Genomic DNA, 18188 nt, shown 5'->3' with positions numbered 1-18188 from the left:
CCCCGGGGTCACTCTCCGGCCGCCGCCCCAGGCGTCAGAGCTTTTCCACCGGCGCGTACCTCAGCAGCAGGCGCTTCGGCTTGGGCTCTCCGAAGTCCACCGTCGCCTCGGCGTTCGCACCCGTCCCCTTCACCCCGACCACGGTCCCGAGGCCGAACTGGTCGTGCGTGACCCGGTCGCCGACGGCGAGCGACACCACCGGCTTCTCCGACGCGCGGCGCGTGGCGAAGCCCTGCGCCCCGCCGGAACGCGAGCGCGAGGAGGACAGCGACGAGGCGATCCCCGCGGCGGGCCCGGACGACACGGGCGCACCCACCGAGCCGGTCCGCTTCCAGTCCAGGTGCGTGTCCGGGATCTCCTCGAGGAAACGCGACGGAGGGTTGTACGACGGCTGGCCCCAGGCGCTGCGCATCGAGGACCGCGTCAGATAGAGCCGCTCACGCGCGCGCGTGATGCCCACGTACGCGAGGCGGCGCTCCTCTTCCAGCTCCTTGACCTGCCCGAGGGCGCGCATGTGCGGGAAGACGCCGTCCTCCATGCCGGTCAGGAACACCACGGGGAATTCGAGGCCCTTGGCGGTGTGCAGGGTCATGAGCGTGATGACTCCGGAGCCGTCGTCCTCCTCGTCGGGGATCTGGTCGGAGTCGGCGACCAGGGCGACGCGCTCCAGGAAGTCGGAGAGCGTGCCGGCGGGGGCGGCCCCCTCCTCGCCCTCGGCAGCCGCGCTGTTGTCCTGCTCGAACTCCAGCGCCACGGCCGCGAGCTCCTGGAGGTTCTCGATGCGCGTCTCGTCCTGCGGGTCGGTCGAGGCCTGCAACTCGGCGAGGTAGCCGGTCCGTTCGAGGACGGCTTCCAGGACGACGGCCGGGCCCGCGCCGGACTCGACGATGGTCCGCAGCTCCTCCATGAGCGTGTTGAAACGCTTGACGGCGTTGGTGGAGCGGGCCGCCATTCCGTACGCCTCGTCGACGCGGCGCAGGGCCTGCGGGAAGGAGATCTTCTCGCGCTGCGAGAGCGCGTCGATCATGGCTTCGGCGCGGTCGCCGATGCCCCTCTTCGGTACGTTCAGAATGCGGCGCAGCGGGACCGCGTCCTCGGGGTTGGCGAGGACGCGCAGGTAGGCCAGCACATCGCGGACCTCCTTGCGCTCGTAGAAGCGGACGCCGCCGACGACCTTGTAGGGCAGGCCGACGCGGATGAAGATCTCTTCGAAGACACGGGACTGGGCGTTCGTCCGGTAGAAGATCGCGACGTCGCCGGCCTTGGCCTCGCCTGCGTCGGTGAGGCGGTCGATCTCGTCGGCGACGAACTGGGCCTCGTCGTGCTCGGTGTCGGCGACGTATCCCGTGATGCGGGCGCCCGCGCCCTGGTTGGTCCAGAGGTTCTTGGGGCGGCGGCTCTCGTTCCGCTCGATGACCGCGTTCGCGGCGGTGAGGATCGTCTGCGTGGAGCGGTAGTTCTGCTCCAGGAGGATCGTCGTCGCGTCGGTGTAGTCCTCCTCGAACTGGAGGATGTTGCGGATGGTGGCGCCGCGGAAGGCGTAGATCGACTGGTCCGCGTCACCCACGACGCACAGCTCGGCCGGGTCGTCCTCCTCGCCTCCGGAGGGGCCGACGAGCTCGCGCACCAGGGCGTACTGCGCGTGGTTGGTGTCCTGGTACTCGTCGACCATGACGTGCCGGAAGCGGCGCCTGTAGTGCTCGGCGACGTCCGGGAAGGCGCGCAGCAGGTGGACCGTCGTCATGATCAGGTCGTCGAAGTCCAGCGCGTTCGCCTCGCGGAGGCGTGACTGGTACATCGCGTAGGCCTGGGCGAGGGTCTTCTCGAAGCCGTCGGCGGCCTGTCCGGCGAAGTCCTCCTCGTCGATCAGCTCGTTCTTCAGGTTCGAGATCTTGGCGCTGAAGGACTTCGGCGGGAACTTCTTCGGGTCGAGATCCAGGTCGCGGCAGACCAGGGCCATGAGGCGCTTGGAGTCCGCGGCGTCGTAGATCGAGAAGGAGGAGGTGAAGCCCAGCTTCTTGTACTCGCGGCGCAGGATGCGGACGCAGGCGCTGTGGAAGGTGGAGACCCACATCGCGTTCGCCCGGGGGCCGACGAGCTGCTCGACGCGCTCCTTCATCTCGCCCGCGGCCTTGTTCGTGAAGGTGATCGCGAGGATCTGGCCCGGGTGCACGCCGCGCTCGGCGAGGAGGTACGCGATGCGGTGGGTCAGCACACGGGTCTTGCCGGAACCGGCGCCGGCCACGATGAGCAGGGGGGAGCCGGCGTGCACGACGGCCGCGCGCTGGTTCTCGTTCAGCCCGTCGAGGAGCGACGCCGGGTCGATGACCGGGCGCGGGGCGCCGTCGCGGTAGTGCGACTCCCGGGTCATGGGCGCGTCGAACTTCCCGTCGAACAAATCGTCCGGAATGGGCTCCGGAGCGCTGTCCTCGGGCGGCGGCGGGGGCGCTTCGTCCGCGGCCCGGGAGGGCTGCAGGTCCGCCAGGAAGCTGTCATCAAAGAGGCTGCTCATCGCTTCCCGAGTCTAGGCGGCCCCACTGACAACCCGCTGCGGTTCCGGACACACCCCGGCCCACCTACTGCGCGCCCGCACATGATCACGCTCCGCTACGCCTCGCGCCGCCTCAGCCGCGTCCGCGTCAAGGGCCTCGTAAAGTCACGAAAATGTATCGGGCATATCGAACATCAACCTTCACAGGGGCCTCACGGGTTGGCTAGCGTGCCCGGCGGGCCACTCGCCCTCCACCGGCGAACCCCGCCGGGAACGGGTGGCCTCCGCCGAGTCCGACGTGTTCGGAGCCGGGGACCCACCAGAACCTTGGGGTGAATCGGTCCCGTACGAAGTACGGGACTGTAGGGCAGCCTTCCGAACCACCCGCCCGAACCCGACAGCTAACCCGGTAGGCGGTCTACGGAAGGAGTCGCCTCCCTTGGCGTCGCACCGCAAGCCGCGGACCCGTTCAGCCGGCATACGCACGGCCCCCGCCCTCGGCATCACGACGGCGGCCCTCACCTCCGTCGCCCTCCTGGCACAGAGCGCGCAGGCGGCGCCCTCCGCGCCGGCGAAGCCCAGCCTCGAAGAGATCCAGAAGAAGGTCGACGAGCTCTACCAGCAGGCCGGCGTGGCCACCCAGAAGTACAACTCGGCCAAGGAGCGCACCGACAAGCAGCGCAAGAAGGTCGACCGCCTGCTCGACGACGTGGCCGAACGCACGGACGAGCTGAACGACGCACGCAAGGAGCTCGGCTCCTTCGCCGCAGCCCAGTACCGCACCGGCGCCGTCTCGGAGACGGCCACAATGATGCTCGCCGACGACCCGCAGGGCTACTTCGACCAGAACCACCTGGCGGACCGGCTGACCACGCGCCAGAAAAAGGCGGTCGACGACTACCAGGCGCAGCAGGCGTCGGCGACCGAGCAGCGCACGAAGGCCGCGAAGAGCCTCAAGACGCTGAGCGAGTCGCGGGACGACCTCAGGACGAGCAAGCGGACCGTCCAGAAGAAGCTGGGTGACGCGCGTGAGCTCCTCTCGAAGCTGACCGCCGAGGAGAAGGCGCGGCTCGCGGAGATCGAGCGGAAGAAGAAGCAGGAGGCCAAGCGCAAGGCCGAGAAGCTGGCCCGCGAACAGGCCGCGGAGGCGGAGCGCGAGCGGAAGGCCGAGGAGGCGGCGCAGCGGGAGAAGGAGCGGGGGGCCGACCAGGGCTCTGGTTCCGGCTCCGGCTCCGGTTCCGACGCGGGCTCGGGTTCGGGTTCGGACTCAGGCTCCGGCACCGGCACAGGCACCGGCTCCGGCTCCGGAAGCACCGACGGCAGCTACGCCACCAAGGCCGCGAAGGTCATCGATTTCGCGGAGGCCCAGATCGGCAAGCCGTACGTCTGGGGCGCCACCGGCCCCGACTCCTACGACTGCTCCGGACTCACGCAGGACGCCTGGAAGGCCGCGGGAATCTCCCTGCCGCGCACCACCTGGGACCAGGTGAAGGTCGGCACGACCGTGAAGACCTCCGACGCCAAGCCGGGTGACCTGGTGTTCTTCTACGACGACATCAGTCACGTGGGGATCTACATCGGCAACGGCAAGATGATCCACGCCCCGAAGCCGGGCGCGAACGTCCGCGTCGAGTCGATCTACTACATGCCGATCCACAGCGTGGTGCGCCCCGCATAAGGACGAAGCACGCTCTTGAGGCCGACACACCCTCACGCGCGCGTGGCCCGCATCCTCCCCGGATGCGGGCCACGCGCGCGTGAGGCGTGAAAACTCAGGTCCACAGCACCGCGATGAAGATGTTCGCCGTGGTCAGCAGGCCGACCGCACCGAACATGCCCTTGTCGACCTTCTCCTCGTCCCGCTTCACATAGACCAGCGCGAGGATCACGATCAGCAGGGCCAGCTTGATGCCGATCTTGACGTTGTTGACCGTGTTGTCGTCCGCCTGGTTGAGGCCCACCAGGACCACACCAGTGACGAGCATGATCAACGCGCCGTGCAGCATGCCGGGGCTGAAGCGCGCGGTGCCCTGGCTCATCTGCTTCATCTGGGTCAGGAAGCCGCCCAGGAGCGAGGCGATGCCGATGATGTGCAGGCCGACGAAGAGATGGATGAGTAGGTCCATGAGGCCGGAGCCTAGCCGGGCCTCGGGCCGGGCGTGGCAGGCGCCCCCATAGCACCACACTCCGGCCGGGCAAGCCGGAAACGAGCCATCGGTCACGGCCGCGCACCAAGCAGCCGCCGTCCCGCGAACGGCACGGTCGTTGTCGGTCACTGTCCGCCCACTTCCGCCAGTTGCGCGCACTCCCTCACCAACCCGTGACGGTCGGGTTTAGCGTCCTCCACCAGGTGACCGGCTCCCCAACCGCCGTCCGAACCCGGGACGGCTGTCGGTCGCCACCGCCGAGAAAACCGGCGGCGGCCCGTCCCCCTGTGCGGGCCGCCGCCGGACACGTAAGGAGCCCCACTTCGTGGCAGCGCACCGCAAGCCCAGACAGCGCTCGCTCAGCGGCAGCACGGCCCGCACCGCCGCAACCCTCGCCCTCGCCGGAGCCGCGTCGGCGACCGCCCTGGACGGCACGGGGCACGCGGACCCCCGGCTCGGCCCCGCCGAGGTGAAGTCCAAGGTCGACGCGCTCTACCGCGAGGCGGAGACAGCCACCGAGAAGTACAACGGCGCGAAGGAGAAGGCCGAGAAGGCCGAGAAAGCGCTCCGCGAGCTGCGCGACACGGCGGCCCGCAAGACGGAGAAGCTCAACACCGCCCGCAACAGCCTCGGTTCGTACGCCGCCGCGCAGTACCGCGCAGGCGGAATCGACCCCTCCGTGCAGCTCGCGCTCTCCTCCGACCCGGAACAGTTCCTGGACCGCGCGGCACGCGCCGACCGGGCCGGCAGCCGCCAGGCCCTCGCCGTCCGCGATGTGCGGAAGCAGCTCCGGGAGATGGACCGGCTGCGCGGCGCGGCCGACGACCGGCTGACCGCCCTCCGCGCACGCCAGGCGGAGCTGGACAAGCACAAGAAGACGATCACCAGGAAGCTCGGCGAGGCGAAGCGGCTGCTGTCCCGGCTCACCGCTGAGCAGCGCGCGGAGCTCGCCGGCCGGGAAGAGGACGACCGCGCCTCCCGCTCGGACACCCGTGACGCCTCCCTGGGCGCCGCCAAGGCCCCCAACGCCCGCGCCGCGACCGCCGTCTCCTACGCGTACAAGGCGATCGGCAGCCCCTACGTCTGGGGCGCCACCGGCCCGAACGCGTTCGACTGCTCGGGGCTCACCCAGGCCGCGTACCGCTCGGCGGGTGTCGCGCTGCCCCGCACCACGTACGCCCAGATCGACTCGGGCAAGCGCGTCTCCCGCTCCGAACTACGCCCCGGCGACCTGGTGTTCTTCTACTCCGGCATCAGCCACGTCGGCCTCTACGTCGGCAACGGCCAGATGATCCACGCCCCGAATCCGAGCGCCCCGGTGCGGCTCGCACCCATCGACCAGATGCCGTTCGCAGGAGCCACGCGCGTGGCGTGAGCCGACTCCCCGCGCGCCTTCGTCCGGTCAGACCAGCCGCCGCGCCGTCGCCCACCGGGTCAGCTCATGGCGGTTGGACAGCTGCAGCTTCCGCAGGACGGCCGAGACGTGCGACTCGACGGTCTTCACGGAGATGTAGAGCTGCTTGGCGATCTCCTTGTACGCGTACCCGCGGGCGATGAGGCGCAGGACCTCCCGCTCGCGCTGTGTGAGGCGGTCCAGGTCCTCGTCGATCGGGGGCGCGTCCGTCGAGGCGAAGGCGTCCAGGACGAACCCGGCGAGGCGCGGCGAGAACACCGCGTCCCCGTCCTGCACCCGGAAGATGGAGTCCACCAGGTCGGTGCCGGTGATGGTCTTGGTGACATACCCGCGGGCACCGCCCCGGATGACACCGATGACGTCCTCAGCGGCGTCGGAGACCGACAGCGCGAGGAAGCGCACCGGGCTCTCCGCGTCGGCCATCAACGGCGAGCAGCGGCGCAGGACTTCCAAGCCACCGCCGCCCGGCAGGTGCACGTCCAGCAGGACGACCTCCGGCCGGGTGGCCGTGATGACCGTGACCGCCTGGTCGACGTCGGCGGCCTCGCCGACGACCTCGACGCCGGTGATGTCGGTCCGGCCGATCTCCGCCTGCACTCCCGTACGGAACATCCGGTGGTCGTCGACCAGGACGACTCGCACGCGACGCCCGCCCGCACCGCCGCCCTCGTCCGTCCCGGTCGGCTCCGTGGGCTCGCTCGCCCCGGTCGCGTCGCTCATGTCGTCGCCGTCCTCTCCATCTCCAGCTCGACTTCCGTGCCGCCGCCGGGCACCGCGCGCAGCCGCGCCGTGCCGCCGTTGCGCTGCATGCGGCCGATGATCGATTCTCGTACGCCCATGCGGTCGTCCGGCACGGAATCCAGATCGAAGCCCGGACCGCGGTCCCGGACGGACACGAACACCGTCTCCTCCTCGACTTCGGCGAAGACCTGCACCGCGCCGCCCTCGCCACCGTACTTGGCGGCGTTGACCATCGCTTCCCTCGCGGCCTGCATCTGTGCGGTCAGCGGCTCGTCGAGCGGGCAGTCGCCCACTATGACGACCTCGATGGGGACGCCGTGCTTGTCCTCGACCTCGGCGGCGCTGCGGCGGACCGCCTCGGCGAGGGTGTCGGGCTCCTCGTCCTCGTCCTTGCCGCTGCCCTCGGGGTTGTAGAGCCAGGCCCGCAGCTCCCGCTCCTGGGCGCGGGCGAGCCGGCGGACCTCGCCGGCGCTCTCCGCGTTGCGCTGGATCAGGGTGAGGGTGTGCAGCACGGAGTCGTGGACATGGGCGGCGACCTCGGCTCTCTCCTGGGCGCGGATGCGCATCAGCCGCTCCTCGGAGAGGTCCTGCATCATGCGGACGAGATAGGGGCCGGCGAGCAGCGCGATGCCGACGAGCACGGCGAGCGAGGCCTGCAGCACGGCGCCGAGATGCGCGGCGGAGCCCTGCAGCACGAAGATGCCGGAGACGCCGGCGCCGACCAGGAGCACGCCGGCCGCCGACCGGGCGATGGTGAGGGTGCGCCTGCGACGGCCGACGGCCATCCAGCGCGCCCGGCGGGCGTTGTCGGCCTGCCGCCAGACCAGGGCGACACCGGCGGCGACGAGCAGGGTCGGGACGACATAGGCCTTGGTCGAGCCGTCCAGGTCCACATTGCCGACGAAGACCATGGCGACGACGACCATCGCGAGGAGCGCGACGAGCTGCCCCTTGTCGGGCTTGCGGGCCACGAGTCTTCGGCGGCCGTCCGGCGCGGTCTCGGAGGTGACGGCCGCGGGCGGCCGCTCGGAGTCGACGCCGCCCACACCGAGCGGGACGAAGAACCAGAACGCCGCATAGAGCAGCGCGCCCAGGCCGTCCGCGGTGAACAGGCCGACGAAGACCAGCCGGACCCAGATCACGGGCAGCCCGAGGTGTCCGGCCAGGCCGCGCGCGACGCCACCGAGCCACCGGCCGTCACCGCTGCGATAGAGCTTGCGCAGCGGTCGGACGTCCTCGATGGGCGGGGCAGCGGCTTCCGGCATGTCATCGATCCTCACACGCGGGCTCGGGTACGAGCATCAGGGTCGACCCCCGAGACTTCCCTGATCTCGGCCCCTGCCCCGCCCCTGTCAGGGGCGGGACCCGAGGCGTCTCAGGGGCGATATCAGGGTTCGGCCAGGGTCGTCCCGACTGCCGCGGCAGGCCTGCGGCAGTCACCATGGACGCATGAGAGATCAGCAGCCCGCCGAGACGGAGACCGAGGCCGCCGTGCGCGATGCCCTGCGCACCGCGCACGGCGAGCCGGACGGTCCCGCGGGCGGTCACGCGCCGGGCCTGCCCGCGGAGGAGCGGACCTTCCGCCGCGACCGTCGGCAGAAGAAGCTCGGCGGCGTGTGCGCCGGGCTCGGTCGGCACTGCGACATGGATCCGGTGATCTTCCGCATCGGCCTCGCCGTCCTGGCCATAACCAGCGGCCTCGGCCTGGTCTTCTACGGCTTCGCCTGGCTCTTCGTGCCGTACGAGGACGAGGAGGAGAACGAGGCGCGCAGGCTCCTCTCCGGCCGGGTCGACGGCCAGGCGCTGACCGCGGTGCTCTTCGCCCTGGTCGGCTGCGGCGTCTTCCTCACCCTGTTGAACAACGGTGGGGCGCTCACCTTCGCCGCCGTCCTGACCCTGCTCCTCGCGGGCGCGGGGTACTGGTCGCAGCAGCGCGACACCCTCGACACCGATCCGGCGGCGCAGGCGGCGGCGGACGCCCCGCCCGAGGCGAAGGCACCGCCCGTCGCCGGAGGCCCTTCCTGGTGGCGCGACCCGATAGTCAAGGACGGGACGTACGACGGGATCTCGGGGTACTTCTGGGGTCCGGAAGGCATCGACATCGGCTATCAGCCGACGGGCCACCGCGGTATGCCCCGCAAGGAGACAGCTGCGGCCGACCCGGCGCCGCAGCCCAGCGGGCCCCGCTGGATCGGCGGCTCGGTGTTCCTCCTCGCCCTGCTCGCCGGCGGCCTCGGCACCGGCCTGACCTGGGAGGACCAACCGCTCGGCACGACGTTGCAGACCGGTCTCACGTGCGCGCTGGCGGTGTTCGGCCTCGGTATCGCGGTCAGCGCCTTCCTCGGGCGCACCGGCGCGGGATCGATCGTGCTGGCGGTGCTCACCGCAGGGCTCCTCGCGGCATCGGCTGCCCTGCCGAAGAACATCACGACGCACTACACCCGCACGGACTGGATACCCACGGCCGTGGCGGACGTCCGGCCGCAGTACGAGGTGGGGCTCGGCAGAGGCACGCTAGATCTGAGCAGGATCGACGTAGGCAAGGGGAAGACGCTCGAGACCGGCGCCGAGGTCGGTGCGGGCGACCTCCGGGTGATCGTGCCGAAGGACGCCACCGTGCGGCTCGACGCGGAAGTGGGCGTCGGCGACATCGTGTTGCCGGACGACAAGGGCAAGGACCTGGACATCGCTCCGGGTCGGGAGAAGAAGGTGACGCTGGAGCCGCCTGCGGGCAGCAAGGACGGCGGCACGATAGATCTGCGCCTCGAAGTCGGCGTCGGACAAGCGAAGGTGATCCGTGCTACGTCATGAATTCCACCCCGGAAAGCTGGTGGCAGGCCTCTTCCTGCTGTTGGTCGCCGTCGTGTACGCGGGCGACGCGGGCGGTGCCTGGGACGCGCCCTGGTTCGTCGCGCTGCCGCTCGTGATGGCCGGTCTGCTCCTCGCGGGCGTGACGGCGGCGATCCACGGGATACGTCCGAGGGGAGCGGCCCGCCCGGTCGGCCGCTCCCGGGGCGCGAAGGGCCAGCGGCAGGACTAGGGCCTGTCCGGGGAGGGGATGCCTTCACGGCTCGGCTCAACGCGGCTCCGCTCGGCTCCGCTCGGCTCGGCTCCGCTCGGCTCCGCTCGGCTCAGCTCCGCTCGGCTCGGCTCGGCTCGGCTCGGCGGAACCTACGGTTTGTGGGTCACCCAGAGCAGTTCCGCCGGCCAGCGGTGTGCCCAGTCGGGTGGGTCGGTCTCGTTGTAGCCGTTGGGTGTTCCGAGTGCGGGCCGCGGTTCGATGAGGTCGTCGATGATGAGACCCGCGCCGCGCAGGACCTTGACCCAGTCGCCGTAGGTGAGCTGATAGCTGATCGCTCCGTCGTCTTCGGCGATGGCGTCCAGGCCGAAGTAGTCCTTCTGCAGCGTCGTGGTCACGCGGCCGGCGGCTTCGTCGTAGCACGCTTCGAACCATGGGCTGGCGACGTTGAACACCAGGCGCCCGCCTCGGCCAAGGATGCGTGCGGCCTCCGGGACGGCCAGGTGCGGGGGCGCCCAGCTGAGCCCACCGAAGTCACAGAACACCAGGTCGAAGCTGTCGGCGGCGAAAGGGAGTTGTTCGGCGGCGCCTTGCACCAGCGGGTAGCGGGGCGCTCCCATCCCGCGGGAGGCGGCGGCGAGTTGGGCTTCGGACAGGTCGAGCCCGACCACGGTGGCGCCCTCGGCGGCGAGTGCCCTGGACCACTGGCCGGCGCCGCAGCCGAGTTCGAGGACGCGCTTGCCGGTGACGTCGCCCAGGGCGTGCAGGTGGGCGTCGGGAATGGAGTACATGCCCCACAGCCGGGGTGTGGCGCCGATTCGGGGGTCGTGCTTGTGCTGGTAGGCGCTGCTGATCTGGTTCCAGAGCCGCCGGTTGGCGGGGATGCTGTCCACGTGCCGACTCCAGCACTGGCTGCTGGAGGTGGTCAACACGATTAGGGCACTGGTCGGCCTTCGCCTCGGTCCTGCCCTGGCTCGGCCCATGCGGCGTCGGACGGGTTCTGGCCGGGCCCCGGGGCGTTCCCGCGGCGGCGGGCGGCGCGCCGGGCGTCGATGGAGAAGACCGCGGCTCCGGCGAGCACCAGTGGCAGCCACGCCATCAGGTACGCCAGGTCGTTGCCGTAGTAGTAGGGCGTCTCTTGCCAGCTGACGGTCAGCCAGAGGCTCAGCGAGATGAATGCTCCGCCGAGCGCCGCGACCCGGGCGAACAGGCCGATGAGTGTGCCGATGCCGACGGCCAGTTCGCCCAGGGCGATGGCGTAACCGAAGCCGACGGGGCTTTTGAGGGAGAGGTCGACGAGCGGGGGGATCGCGGAGATGTCCCGGACGCCCTCCATCTGGGCGCCGATCGAGCCTGCGCCGCTCGCCTGCATGAAGGCGCTGTCGGTGAGCTTGTCCAGGCCGGCGTAGATGAAGGTGACGCCCAGGAAGATCCGGAGGGGGAGCAGGGCGTAGCGGGTGGCGGAGTCCCGCCAGTCGTCTTGCCCGACGTGGTGGGTGTGGCTGTTCGTACGCATGCCGTGCGCCATGGCACTCCGCCGCCTCTCGCGTGGTCCCGTCTTCCGACGATACGTACGAAGAGGCGCCGCTGCTCACCCATGTGCGGCGGATTCCACGAGACAGGTCCGGGTGATCCGGAGAGGGGGGAGGCAGAGGTGGTTCAGTCGGTGACGTCGATCGTGACGCGGTTCGTCTCGACGCCCGCGGCCGTGACGACCTGGACGTCGACGCGGCCGGGTTCGACGTCGACGGGGACGGGCACGGTCAGCGTGGCGTCGGTCGGGTTGGTGAAGCCGCCCGGCACGGGCACGAGCGGCACGTGGACGTGCACGGCGCCGATGCGGACGACCGTGCGGGCGAGGCGGTCCGCGTCCCCGGCGCCGGGCGGGACGAAGCCGGCGCCGCGGATCTCGATGTCGTCGCCCGTGCGGATGGGCGCGTCGAGGTCACCGGCCTCCCGGGCGCGGACGACGGAGAGGATCACGGGACGGCCCCCCTCGGAGTACTTCCCCGCCAGATACGTCGCGGCCGACACCAGCACGAGCAGGGCGAGACCCCACGGCAGGTCGGGCAGCTGCTCGGGCCGCCGCGCGAGGCGTACGGCGGCGAAGACCACGGCGACGGCGTTGACCAGGACGTACTGGGCGTCGCTGAAGCTGCCGCGCCCCTCGTCGTCGGTGAGCGGGTCGGCGGCCCGCGGCCGGTCCGCGCGCACCTTCTGCAGGCGCTGGCCGAGCACACGCAGGCCGACGACCCTGCGTACCAGGACGGCGACCGCGCACACCACGGCGAGGACGGTCACCGTTCCGGCGGCGCGGGCCAGGTCGAGACCGGCGATCAGTTCGTCGCGCTGCCGGTGGTCCGAGGCAGCGGCCAGTTCGCCGGCGAGGACGAGCACGGCGAAGACGACGAGGACCACCCAGGCGGCGGCCACGGCACGCGAGGTGGAGAGCCGGTTGTCCTCGCCGATCACCGGCGCGAGGATCCCGCCGCGCGCCCGGTGGGTGTACGCCGCGCCGGTCAGCAGCCCGCCCACGACGAGGGCCGCGAGGAGCCCGGCCGTCCGCGCGTCCGACCAGCCGGCGCCGATCGCGGTGAGCGCCTGGACGAGGAGCAGCACGCCGAAGGAGATCCAGACGACGCCGAGCGTGCGCGTCCAGAGCCGTCGCAGCCAGGCCTCGCCCTCGGCCCTGCCGCGCTCGGCGACGGTGTGCGCGGACTGCGTCAGCTCGTCCGACACCCACTGCCGTGAGGCGCCCGCCGAGTGGGCGACGGCCGCCGGCAGCCCCTGCCCGGAGGCGAGTTCGTCCCGCTTGGCGAGGAACGCGGCCACGGCTCTTCGGTGCCCCTCGCGCGCCCCGTGCGGGCAGCCGCCGCATGTGCAGCCACCCCCGTGCGCGCCCTGCCCCGCCTCCTGCACTGCCACCGCGTACGCCGCCTTCCCCACCCTCGAAGCCCCTGGGGCCCCATGCGAACTTCCTTACAGAGCAAGCGAATTGTGCCGCACTGAAGGGCGAACGCACTGCCGGGGTCAGGTCAGCGGGGGTGAACGGCCCGGACCGGCGTTGACGGCCGGGTCAGGCCAGCAGGTCCGGTTCGCTGCGGCTGATGTCCTGCCACAGGGACTGGTAGTTGATCCACGCGACCAGATCGCTGCCGAGCTGCTCGCGGGTCTGCACCGCCTGCTTGTGGCCGATCAGCACCGGCCGGCCGGCGGCCCGCGCGCTCAGCTGGACCTGGCAGGAGCGTTCCATGGAGATGAACCACCAGGCGGCGGCGTCGACGGAGTCCCCGACGGTGAGCAGACCGTGGTTGCGCAGGATGACCGCCTTGTGGTCGCCGAGAGCGGTCGCGATCCTGCGGCCCTCCTCGGCGTCGACGACGACACCGGTGTAGCCGTCGTACAGCGCGTGGTTCTCGTAGAAGGCGCAGGCCTCCTGGGTGATCGGGTCCAGGAGCTCGCCGAGGGTGGAGAGCGCGCGGCCGTGCAGCGAGTGGCAGTGGGCGACGGCGACCACGTCGGGCCGCGCCAGGTGGGCCTGGGCGTGGACGGTGAACGCGGCCTGGTTGACGTGATGGCGCCCCTCGACCACCTGCCCCTCGGCGTTGACGAGGACGAGGTCGCCGACGGTGATGTGCTTGAAGGGCATGCCGAAGGGGTTCACCCAGAAGCAGTCGGTGTGTTCCGGGTCGCGCGCGGTGATGTGGCCGGAGACCCCGTCCTCGTACCCGAACCGTCCGAAGATCCGCAGCGCGCCGGCGAGCCTCTCCTTGCGGTGCCGGCGTTCGTCCGTCACGGACTCGTGGACGGGCGGCATCGCGAACTGCAACCGTTCGACGGGTATCGGTGTGGGCGCCTGCATGTGTCCTCCATCCGTGGTCGTACGGGGCGGAAGTTACCGGCGGGAAGCACAGGAGGACAGGGGTGCGACGCGATCAAGGGTGCGAGGTGCGGCACGTTCGGAGGGGCGGTAAAAGGCGACAGGAGATGTCGGGTATCGGCGGCAGACTCGACGTATGACGTGCAATTGGGAAGCCTTCGCCACCGCAGAGCCGGATCTCGCCGCGACCGTCGAGAAGCGGTTCGGCGCGTTCACGCACCACGTTCTCGCGACGCTCCGCAAGGACGGGTCGCCGCGCACGACCGGGCTGGAAGTCCGCTTCCTCAACGGGGAGCTGTGGCTCGGCATGATGCCGAACTCCCTCAAGGCGCTCGACCTGCGCCGCGATCCACGCTTCGCGCTGCAGGCGAACCCGGGGGCGGGCACGGAGATGGCGGGCGGCGACGTCCGTATCGCGGGGCGGGCGGTGGAGGTGCGGGACCCGGCGACCGTCGCGCGGTACACGGACGCGGTGAATCCGCCGGACCCGGACGCCTTCCACCTCTTCCGCACCGAGCTGACGGAGGTCGTGCGGACCTTCATCGAGGACGAGAAGTACCTGGCGGTGCAGCTGTGGAAGCCGGGCGCCGGGGTGCGCACCACGCGCCGGACGTGAGAACGCCGGTGCCGCCCCTCCGTGATGTGGACGAAAGGGCGGCACCGGCGCTCAGCAAGGCGTGGGAAGGTCGACCGCGGGGGTCACTCCCACTCAATGGTCCCCGGCGGCTTCGACGTCACGTCGAGGACGACGCGGTTCACATCGGCGACCTCGTTCGTGATGCGGGTCGAGATCTTCGCGAGGACGTCGTACGGCATGCGGGTCCAGTCGGCCGTCATGGCGTCCTCGGACGAGACGGGGCGCAGGACGATCGGGTGGCCGTAGGTGCGGCCGTCGCCCTGGACGCCGACGCTGCGGACGTCCGCGAGCAGCACCACGGGGCACTGCCAGATCTCGCGGTCCAGACCGGCCGCCGTCAGCTCCTCGCGGGCGATGGCGTCGGCCTCGCGCAGCAGGTCGAGGCGGTCCTTGGTGACCTCGCCGACGATGCGGATGCCAAGGCCGGGGCCAGGGAAGGGCTGGCGCTGGACGATCTCGTCCGGCAGGCCGAGCTCGGCGCCGACCATCCGGACCTCGTCCTTGAACAGCTTGCGCAGCGGCTCGATGAGCTTGAACTCGAGGTCCTCGGGGAGCCCGCCCACGTTGTGGTGGGACTTGATGTTCGCGGTGCCGCTGCCGCCACCGGACTCGACCACGTCGGGGTAGAGGGTGCCCTGGACCAGGAACTCCACGGGCTGGTCGCCCGGGGCCTCGGCGACGATCTCCGCCTGGGCCTGCTCGAAGACGCGGATGAACTCGCGCCCGATGATCTTCCGCTTCTCCTCGGGGTCGCTGACCCCGGCGAGGGCGTTCAGGAACCGCTCCTGAGCGTCGACGACCTTCAGCTTGACGCCGGTCGCGGCGACGAAGTCCTTCTCGACCTGCTCGGTCTCGCCCTTGCGCATCAGGCCGTGGTCGACGTACACACAGGTCAGCTGCGAGCCGATGGCCTTCTGCACGAGAGCCGCGGCGACCGCGGAGTCCACGCCGCCGGAGAGGCCGCAGATCGCACGCTTGGTGCCGACCTGCTCACGGATCGCGGCGACCTGCTCGTCGATGACGTTGCCGGTCGTCCAGTTCGGCTTGAGGCCGGCGCCGCGGTAGAGGAAGTGCTCGAGGACCTGCTGGCCGTGCGTGGAGTGCATCACCTCGGGGTGGTACTGCACGCCGTACAGCTTCTTCTCGTCGTCCTCGAAGGCGGCGACCGGCACGACGTCCGTGGACGCGGTGACCGTGAAGCCCTCGGGCGCGGCGCTGCACGCGTCACCGTGCGACATCCACACGGACTGCTCGGTGGGGGTGCCCTCGAAGAGGGTGGAGCCGGCCTTGGAGACGGCCAGCGGCGTCCGGCCGTACTCACGGGCGCCCGTGTTGTCGACCGTGCCGCCGAGGGTGGTGGCCATCAGCTGGAAGCCGTAGCACATGCCGAAGACGGGGACGCCGGCCTCGAAGAGCTGACGGTCGACGACCGGCGCGTTCTCCGCGTAGACCGACGAGGGGCCGCCGGACAGGATTATGGCGGCGGGCTTCTTGGCGAGCATCTCGGAGACGGGCATCGTGCTCGGCACGATCTCGCTGTAGACGCGGGCCTCACGGACGCGACGGGCGATGAGCTGGGCGTACTGCGCTCCGAAGTCGACGACCAGAACGGTGTCGGGAGCGGCGGCAGCGGGGGACGCTGATGGCACGGCGGCGGCCTTCCGGCGTTGAGCTTGAGCGGTGCGTGAGCAGAGGCTCGTGCGTGAGCAGGGGGTCTGTGTTTGTCAATTCTAACGGGCTCGGCGCGACCGCTTCGTCGTATCCGACGGGGCCCGCACCGGAGGCACCGACCGCATACCGGAGGCTTCCGGCCGCACGGAACGTCGGAGCGTGGACGGGCGTCTCAGCATCCGAGCCGTACGCGGGTCCCGATTGACCCGGCACGCGCGCGTGGGGGCATACTGAGCCCGTGACCAAGCACCTCAGCTTCCTCTTTACCTATGGCACCCGGCCTGCCGGCTGCCATGGTCGAGCTGCTTGATCCACTGACAAGCGACTTACCGGGCGCCCCGGGCCGACAAGGCCCGGGGCGCTCTGTCGTACGCGGGTCCTGCCGCTCCGGGGCACCTCACCTCTTCCGACAAGGAGCCCCAGATGACCGCCACCGCTGCCACCGCCACCACCACCGCCGACAAGACCGGCGCCCGCACCCCCGAGGCCGCCGGCGTGATCGAGAACGCCCGGGAGCGGATCGACGCGCTCGACGACCGGATCATCGGCCTCGTACAGGAACGCATGGCCGTCTCGGCCGTCATCCAGGAAGCACGCATCACCTCCGGCGGCCGCCGCGTGAACCTCTCCCGCGAGATGGAGATCCTCGGCCACTACAGGGACGCCCTCGGCAAGCCCGGCACGGCGCTCGCGATGACGCTCCTCGAACTGTGCCGGGGCCGTGTCTGACCCCGCGGTGCCGCCCCGCGCACGAGTTCGGGTCCGTTCTCACCCGTACGGCGCGTGACCGGTTCCGGGCGGGCTTCGTTGGTCCCGGTGTCCGTGTCAGCCAGGTGCGGGCCCGTAAGAACCACGCGTGGCTCCGCTGGAGCGATGAGGCGTGAGGATTGCGTCCTCGCGCCGTGGGACCTCACTCCAGTGATGTGACCGGACGGCAGGGGACAGCAGCCCGGTCACCCAAGAGAACGGTCGGTTCCGGGGACGCCCGGAGCCGGCCGGCCTCCGTCCCCGACGCCGTCCTGAATGCCGTCCGATGCCGTCCTGAACGCTGTCCCCAACGCCCTCCCAGGATCCCGGCCCTCTCCATAGAGAAGTGGGCCGAAACGGTTGCGCAGCCAACAGCACTTCCAGCACGATGCGTAGAAGGGCGGACCGCGCAAGCCCCCGTCCACAGCTTCATTGCCATTGGTCGATACCACGTGCGCGCCCCTCGTGCGCCGGGTCGGCCACTGGCACCTAGACCAAGCGGCGCACTCCCCCCGGCGCCGCTCCGAGGCCCCGACGCAGCCCTGACGTCGGTGCCGACGGCCAAGGGCCCCGCGGATCCGTCCCGCGGGGCCCTTCGCTCCGCCCTCTGCCCGATCTGCTTGAGCTGCTCGATCTGCCCGATCTACTTGAGCTGCTTGAGCTACTTGCTCGCCTTCTCCAACTTGTTCACCTGCGCCTCGACGATCTCCGTCGGCACACCGAACTTCTTCGGCTTGAGCAGGTTGATCGAGTAGAAGGCCGCGACCGTCGACCCGCTGCGGACGACGGTGAAGCTCATCGGTGTCTTCTGGCCCTCGATGTCGCCCACGACCTTGTACGAGACGGCGTCGTCGCCCGCCTTCGGGGCGGTCAGGGCCGCGACGTCGCGGTACTTGGAGCCCGCGTGCTCGTACGAGGTGCACTTCTTCGTGGCCGTCCGCAGGCCGTCCATGACCTTCTCCGCGTCGCCCTGCTCGTGCGCGAGCAGCGCGAACGAGATGACGGTGGCGTCCATCTCGTTCTTGCTGGTCACGTTCCGGCCGATGCGGGCTTCCGCCGCCGGCCGGCCGGCGAACATGAACATGTTGGCGAGCGGCTGGCAAGCGGCCGGGTCCGCGGGCACGGTCTGCGCGGGCATGTCCGCCGCGGACATCTTCTCGACCTTGTAGCCCTTGAGGTCGCCCTTGACGAGTGCCGCCTTGTTCAGGTCGGCGGTGGTCAGCACGGCCGGCTTCTTCGCTGCCGGCTTGACCGCGGCGGGCTTCTCCGACGACTTCTTGCCGTTGTCGCCGCTGGCGCCGTTGCCGTTGTCGCTGCCACAGGCTGCGGTCAGGCCCAGCGCGACCGTGACGGACGCGGCCATGACGGCCCGAGACACAGATGACTTCACTTTTGCGTTTCCTGCCTTCAGTTTCGCGGCGCGGGCGACGGCCCGCGCCGA

16 protein-coding genes and 1 riboswitch are annotated in these 18188 nt (G+C 70.7%); of the genes, 6 read left to right on the top strand and 10 right to left on the bottom strand.

Annotated elements, in window-relative coordinates:
* Nucleotides 1-34: 34 nt before the first annotated feature.
* Entirely contained in the window at nucleotides 35-2512 is a 2478-nt protein-coding gene (pcrA, locus tag ACH4D5_RS09575; protein WP_398300314.1) for a DNA helicase PcrA, read from the bottom strand.
* Nucleotides 2513-2766: 254 nt separating this feature from the next.
* Nucleotides 2767-2923, top strand: a riboswitch (cyclic di-AMP (ydaO/yuaA leader).
* 7 nt (nucleotides 2924-2930) lie between these two features.
* Between pcrA and ACH4D5_RS09570 the strand changes: the two genes are divergently transcribed.
* Complete coding sequence (locus ACH4D5_RS09570; protein WP_398300312.1) at nucleotides 2931-4169, top strand: NlpC/P60 family protein; 1239 nt, start codon at nucleotides 2931-2933, stop codon at nucleotides 4167-4169.
* Nucleotides 4170-4263: 94 nt separating this feature from the next.
* Here the strand turns inward: ACH4D5_RS09570 and ACH4D5_RS09565 are convergent, their stop codons facing one another.
* Nucleotides 4264-4617, bottom strand: coding sequence for a hypothetical protein (locus tag ACH4D5_RS09565; protein WP_398300310.1), 354 nt, complete (start codon nucleotides 4615-4617; stop codon nucleotides 4264-4266).
* A gap of 346 nt (nucleotides 4618-4963) precedes the next feature.
* On the opposite strand from ACH4D5_RS09565, the gene ACH4D5_RS09560 reads away from it, so the two are divergent.
* Nucleotides 4964-6013, top strand: coding sequence for an NlpC/P60 family protein (locus ACH4D5_RS09560; RefSeq protein WP_398300308.1), 1050 nt, complete (start codon nucleotides 4964-4966; stop codon nucleotides 6011-6013).
* Between the two features lie 27 nt (nucleotides 6014-6040).
* Here the strand turns inward: ACH4D5_RS09560 and ACH4D5_RS09555 are convergent, their stop codons facing one another.
* Nucleotides 6041-6772: a LuxR C-terminal-related transcriptional regulator gene (locus ACH4D5_RS09555; protein ID WP_398300306.1), complete on the bottom strand. Its 732-nt coding sequence runs from the start codon at nucleotides 6770-6772 to the stop codon at nucleotides 6041-6043.
* Nucleotides 6769-8058, bottom strand: coding sequence for a PspC domain-containing protein (locus ACH4D5_RS09550; RefSeq protein WP_398300304.1), 1290 nt, complete (start codon nucleotides 8056-8058; stop codon nucleotides 6769-6771). The genes ACH4D5_RS09555 and ACH4D5_RS09550 overlap by 4 nt, the downstream gene beginning before the upstream one ends.
* A gap of 184 nt (nucleotides 8059-8242) precedes the next feature.
* Between ACH4D5_RS09550 and ACH4D5_RS09545 the strand changes: the two genes are divergently transcribed.
* Nucleotides 8243-9604 carry a PspC domain-containing protein gene (locus ACH4D5_RS09545; protein ID WP_398300302.1) on the top strand — a complete coding sequence of 454 codons (1362 nt, stop codon included), beginning with the start codon at nucleotides 8243-8245 and terminating at the stop codon, nucleotides 9602-9604.
* Nucleotides 9591-9833, top strand: coding sequence for a hypothetical protein (locus ACH4D5_RS09540; RefSeq protein ID WP_398300300.1), 243 nt, complete (start codon nucleotides 9591-9593; stop codon nucleotides 9831-9833). The genes ACH4D5_RS09545 and ACH4D5_RS09540 overlap by 14 nt, the downstream gene beginning before the upstream one ends.
* Before the next feature lie 131 nt (nucleotides 9834-9964).
* Here ACH4D5_RS09540 and ACH4D5_RS09535 read toward each other — a convergent pair whose 3' ends face one another.
* The 4 genes from ACH4D5_RS09535 to ACH4D5_RS09520 all read right to left on the bottom strand — a co-directional run bounded on the left by ACH4D5_RS09535 (nucleotide 9965) and on the right by ACH4D5_RS09520 (nucleotide 13674).
* Complete coding sequence (locus tag ACH4D5_RS09535; RefSeq protein WP_398300298.1) at nucleotides 9965-10705, bottom strand: class I SAM-dependent methyltransferase; 741 nt, start codon at nucleotides 10703-10705, stop codon at nucleotides 9965-9967.
* Between the two features lie 41 nt (nucleotides 10706-10746).
* The gene (locus ACH4D5_RS09530; protein ID WP_398300296.1) at nucleotides 10747-11340 is read right to left on the bottom strand and encodes a DoxX family protein; all 594 of its coding nucleotides are present in this window, start codon (nucleotides 11338-11340) and stop codon (nucleotides 10747-10749) included.
* A 131-nt stretch (nucleotides 11341-11471) separates the two neighbouring features.
* Nucleotides 11472-12737: a hypothetical protein gene (locus ACH4D5_RS09525; RefSeq protein WP_398300294.1), complete on the bottom strand. Its 1266-nt coding sequence runs from the start codon at nucleotides 12735-12737 to the stop codon at nucleotides 11472-11474.
* A 151-nt stretch (nucleotides 12738-12888) separates the two neighbouring features.
* Nucleotides 12889-13674 carry a class II aldolase/adducin family protein gene (locus tag ACH4D5_RS09520; RefSeq protein WP_398300293.1) on the bottom strand — a complete coding sequence of 262 codons (786 nt, stop codon included), beginning with the start codon at nucleotides 13672-13674 and terminating at the stop codon, nucleotides 12889-12891.
* Nucleotides 13675-13828: 154 nt separating this feature from the next.
* On the opposite strand from ACH4D5_RS09520, the gene ACH4D5_RS09515 reads away from it, so the two are divergent.
* Complete coding sequence (locus tag ACH4D5_RS09515; RefSeq protein WP_398300291.1) at nucleotides 13829-14308, top strand: pyridoxamine 5'-phosphate oxidase family protein; 480 nt, start codon at nucleotides 13829-13831, stop codon at nucleotides 14306-14308.
* An 83-nt stretch (nucleotides 14309-14391) separates the two neighbouring features.
* On the opposite strand, the gene guaA is transcribed toward ACH4D5_RS09515, so the two are convergent.
* Nucleotides 14392-15978, bottom strand: coding sequence for a glutamine-hydrolyzing GMP synthase (gene guaA / locus ACH4D5_RS09510; RefSeq protein WP_398300289.1), 1587 nt, complete (start codon nucleotides 15976-15978; stop codon nucleotides 14392-14394).
* A gap of 445 nt (nucleotides 15979-16423) precedes the next feature.
* On the opposite strand from guaA, the gene ACH4D5_RS09505 reads away from it, so the two are divergent.
* Nucleotides 16424-16729, top strand: coding sequence for a chorismate mutase (locus ACH4D5_RS09505; protein ID WP_398300287.1), 306 nt, complete (start codon nucleotides 16424-16426; stop codon nucleotides 16727-16729).
* Nucleotides 16730-17408: 679 nt separating this feature from the next.
* On the opposite strand, the gene ACH4D5_RS09500 is transcribed toward ACH4D5_RS09505, so the two are convergent.
* Nucleotides 17409-18137 (bottom strand): hypothetical protein, encoded by a 729-nt coding sequence (locus ACH4D5_RS09500; RefSeq protein WP_398300285.1) that lies wholly within the window; start codon nucleotides 18135-18137, stop codon nucleotides 17409-17411.
* Nucleotides 18138-18188 lie beyond the last annotated feature (51 nt).

Origin of the sequence: Streptomyces sp. NPDC018029, from assembly GCF_044327655.1 — a bacterium.
In the GTDB taxonomy this organism is placed as follows: Bacteria; Actinomycetota; Actinomycetes; order Streptomycetales; family Streptomycetaceae; genus Streptomyces.
The sequence above is the reverse complement of the archived record's forward strand: the minus strand, read 5'-3'. Positions and strand labels throughout refer to the sequence as shown.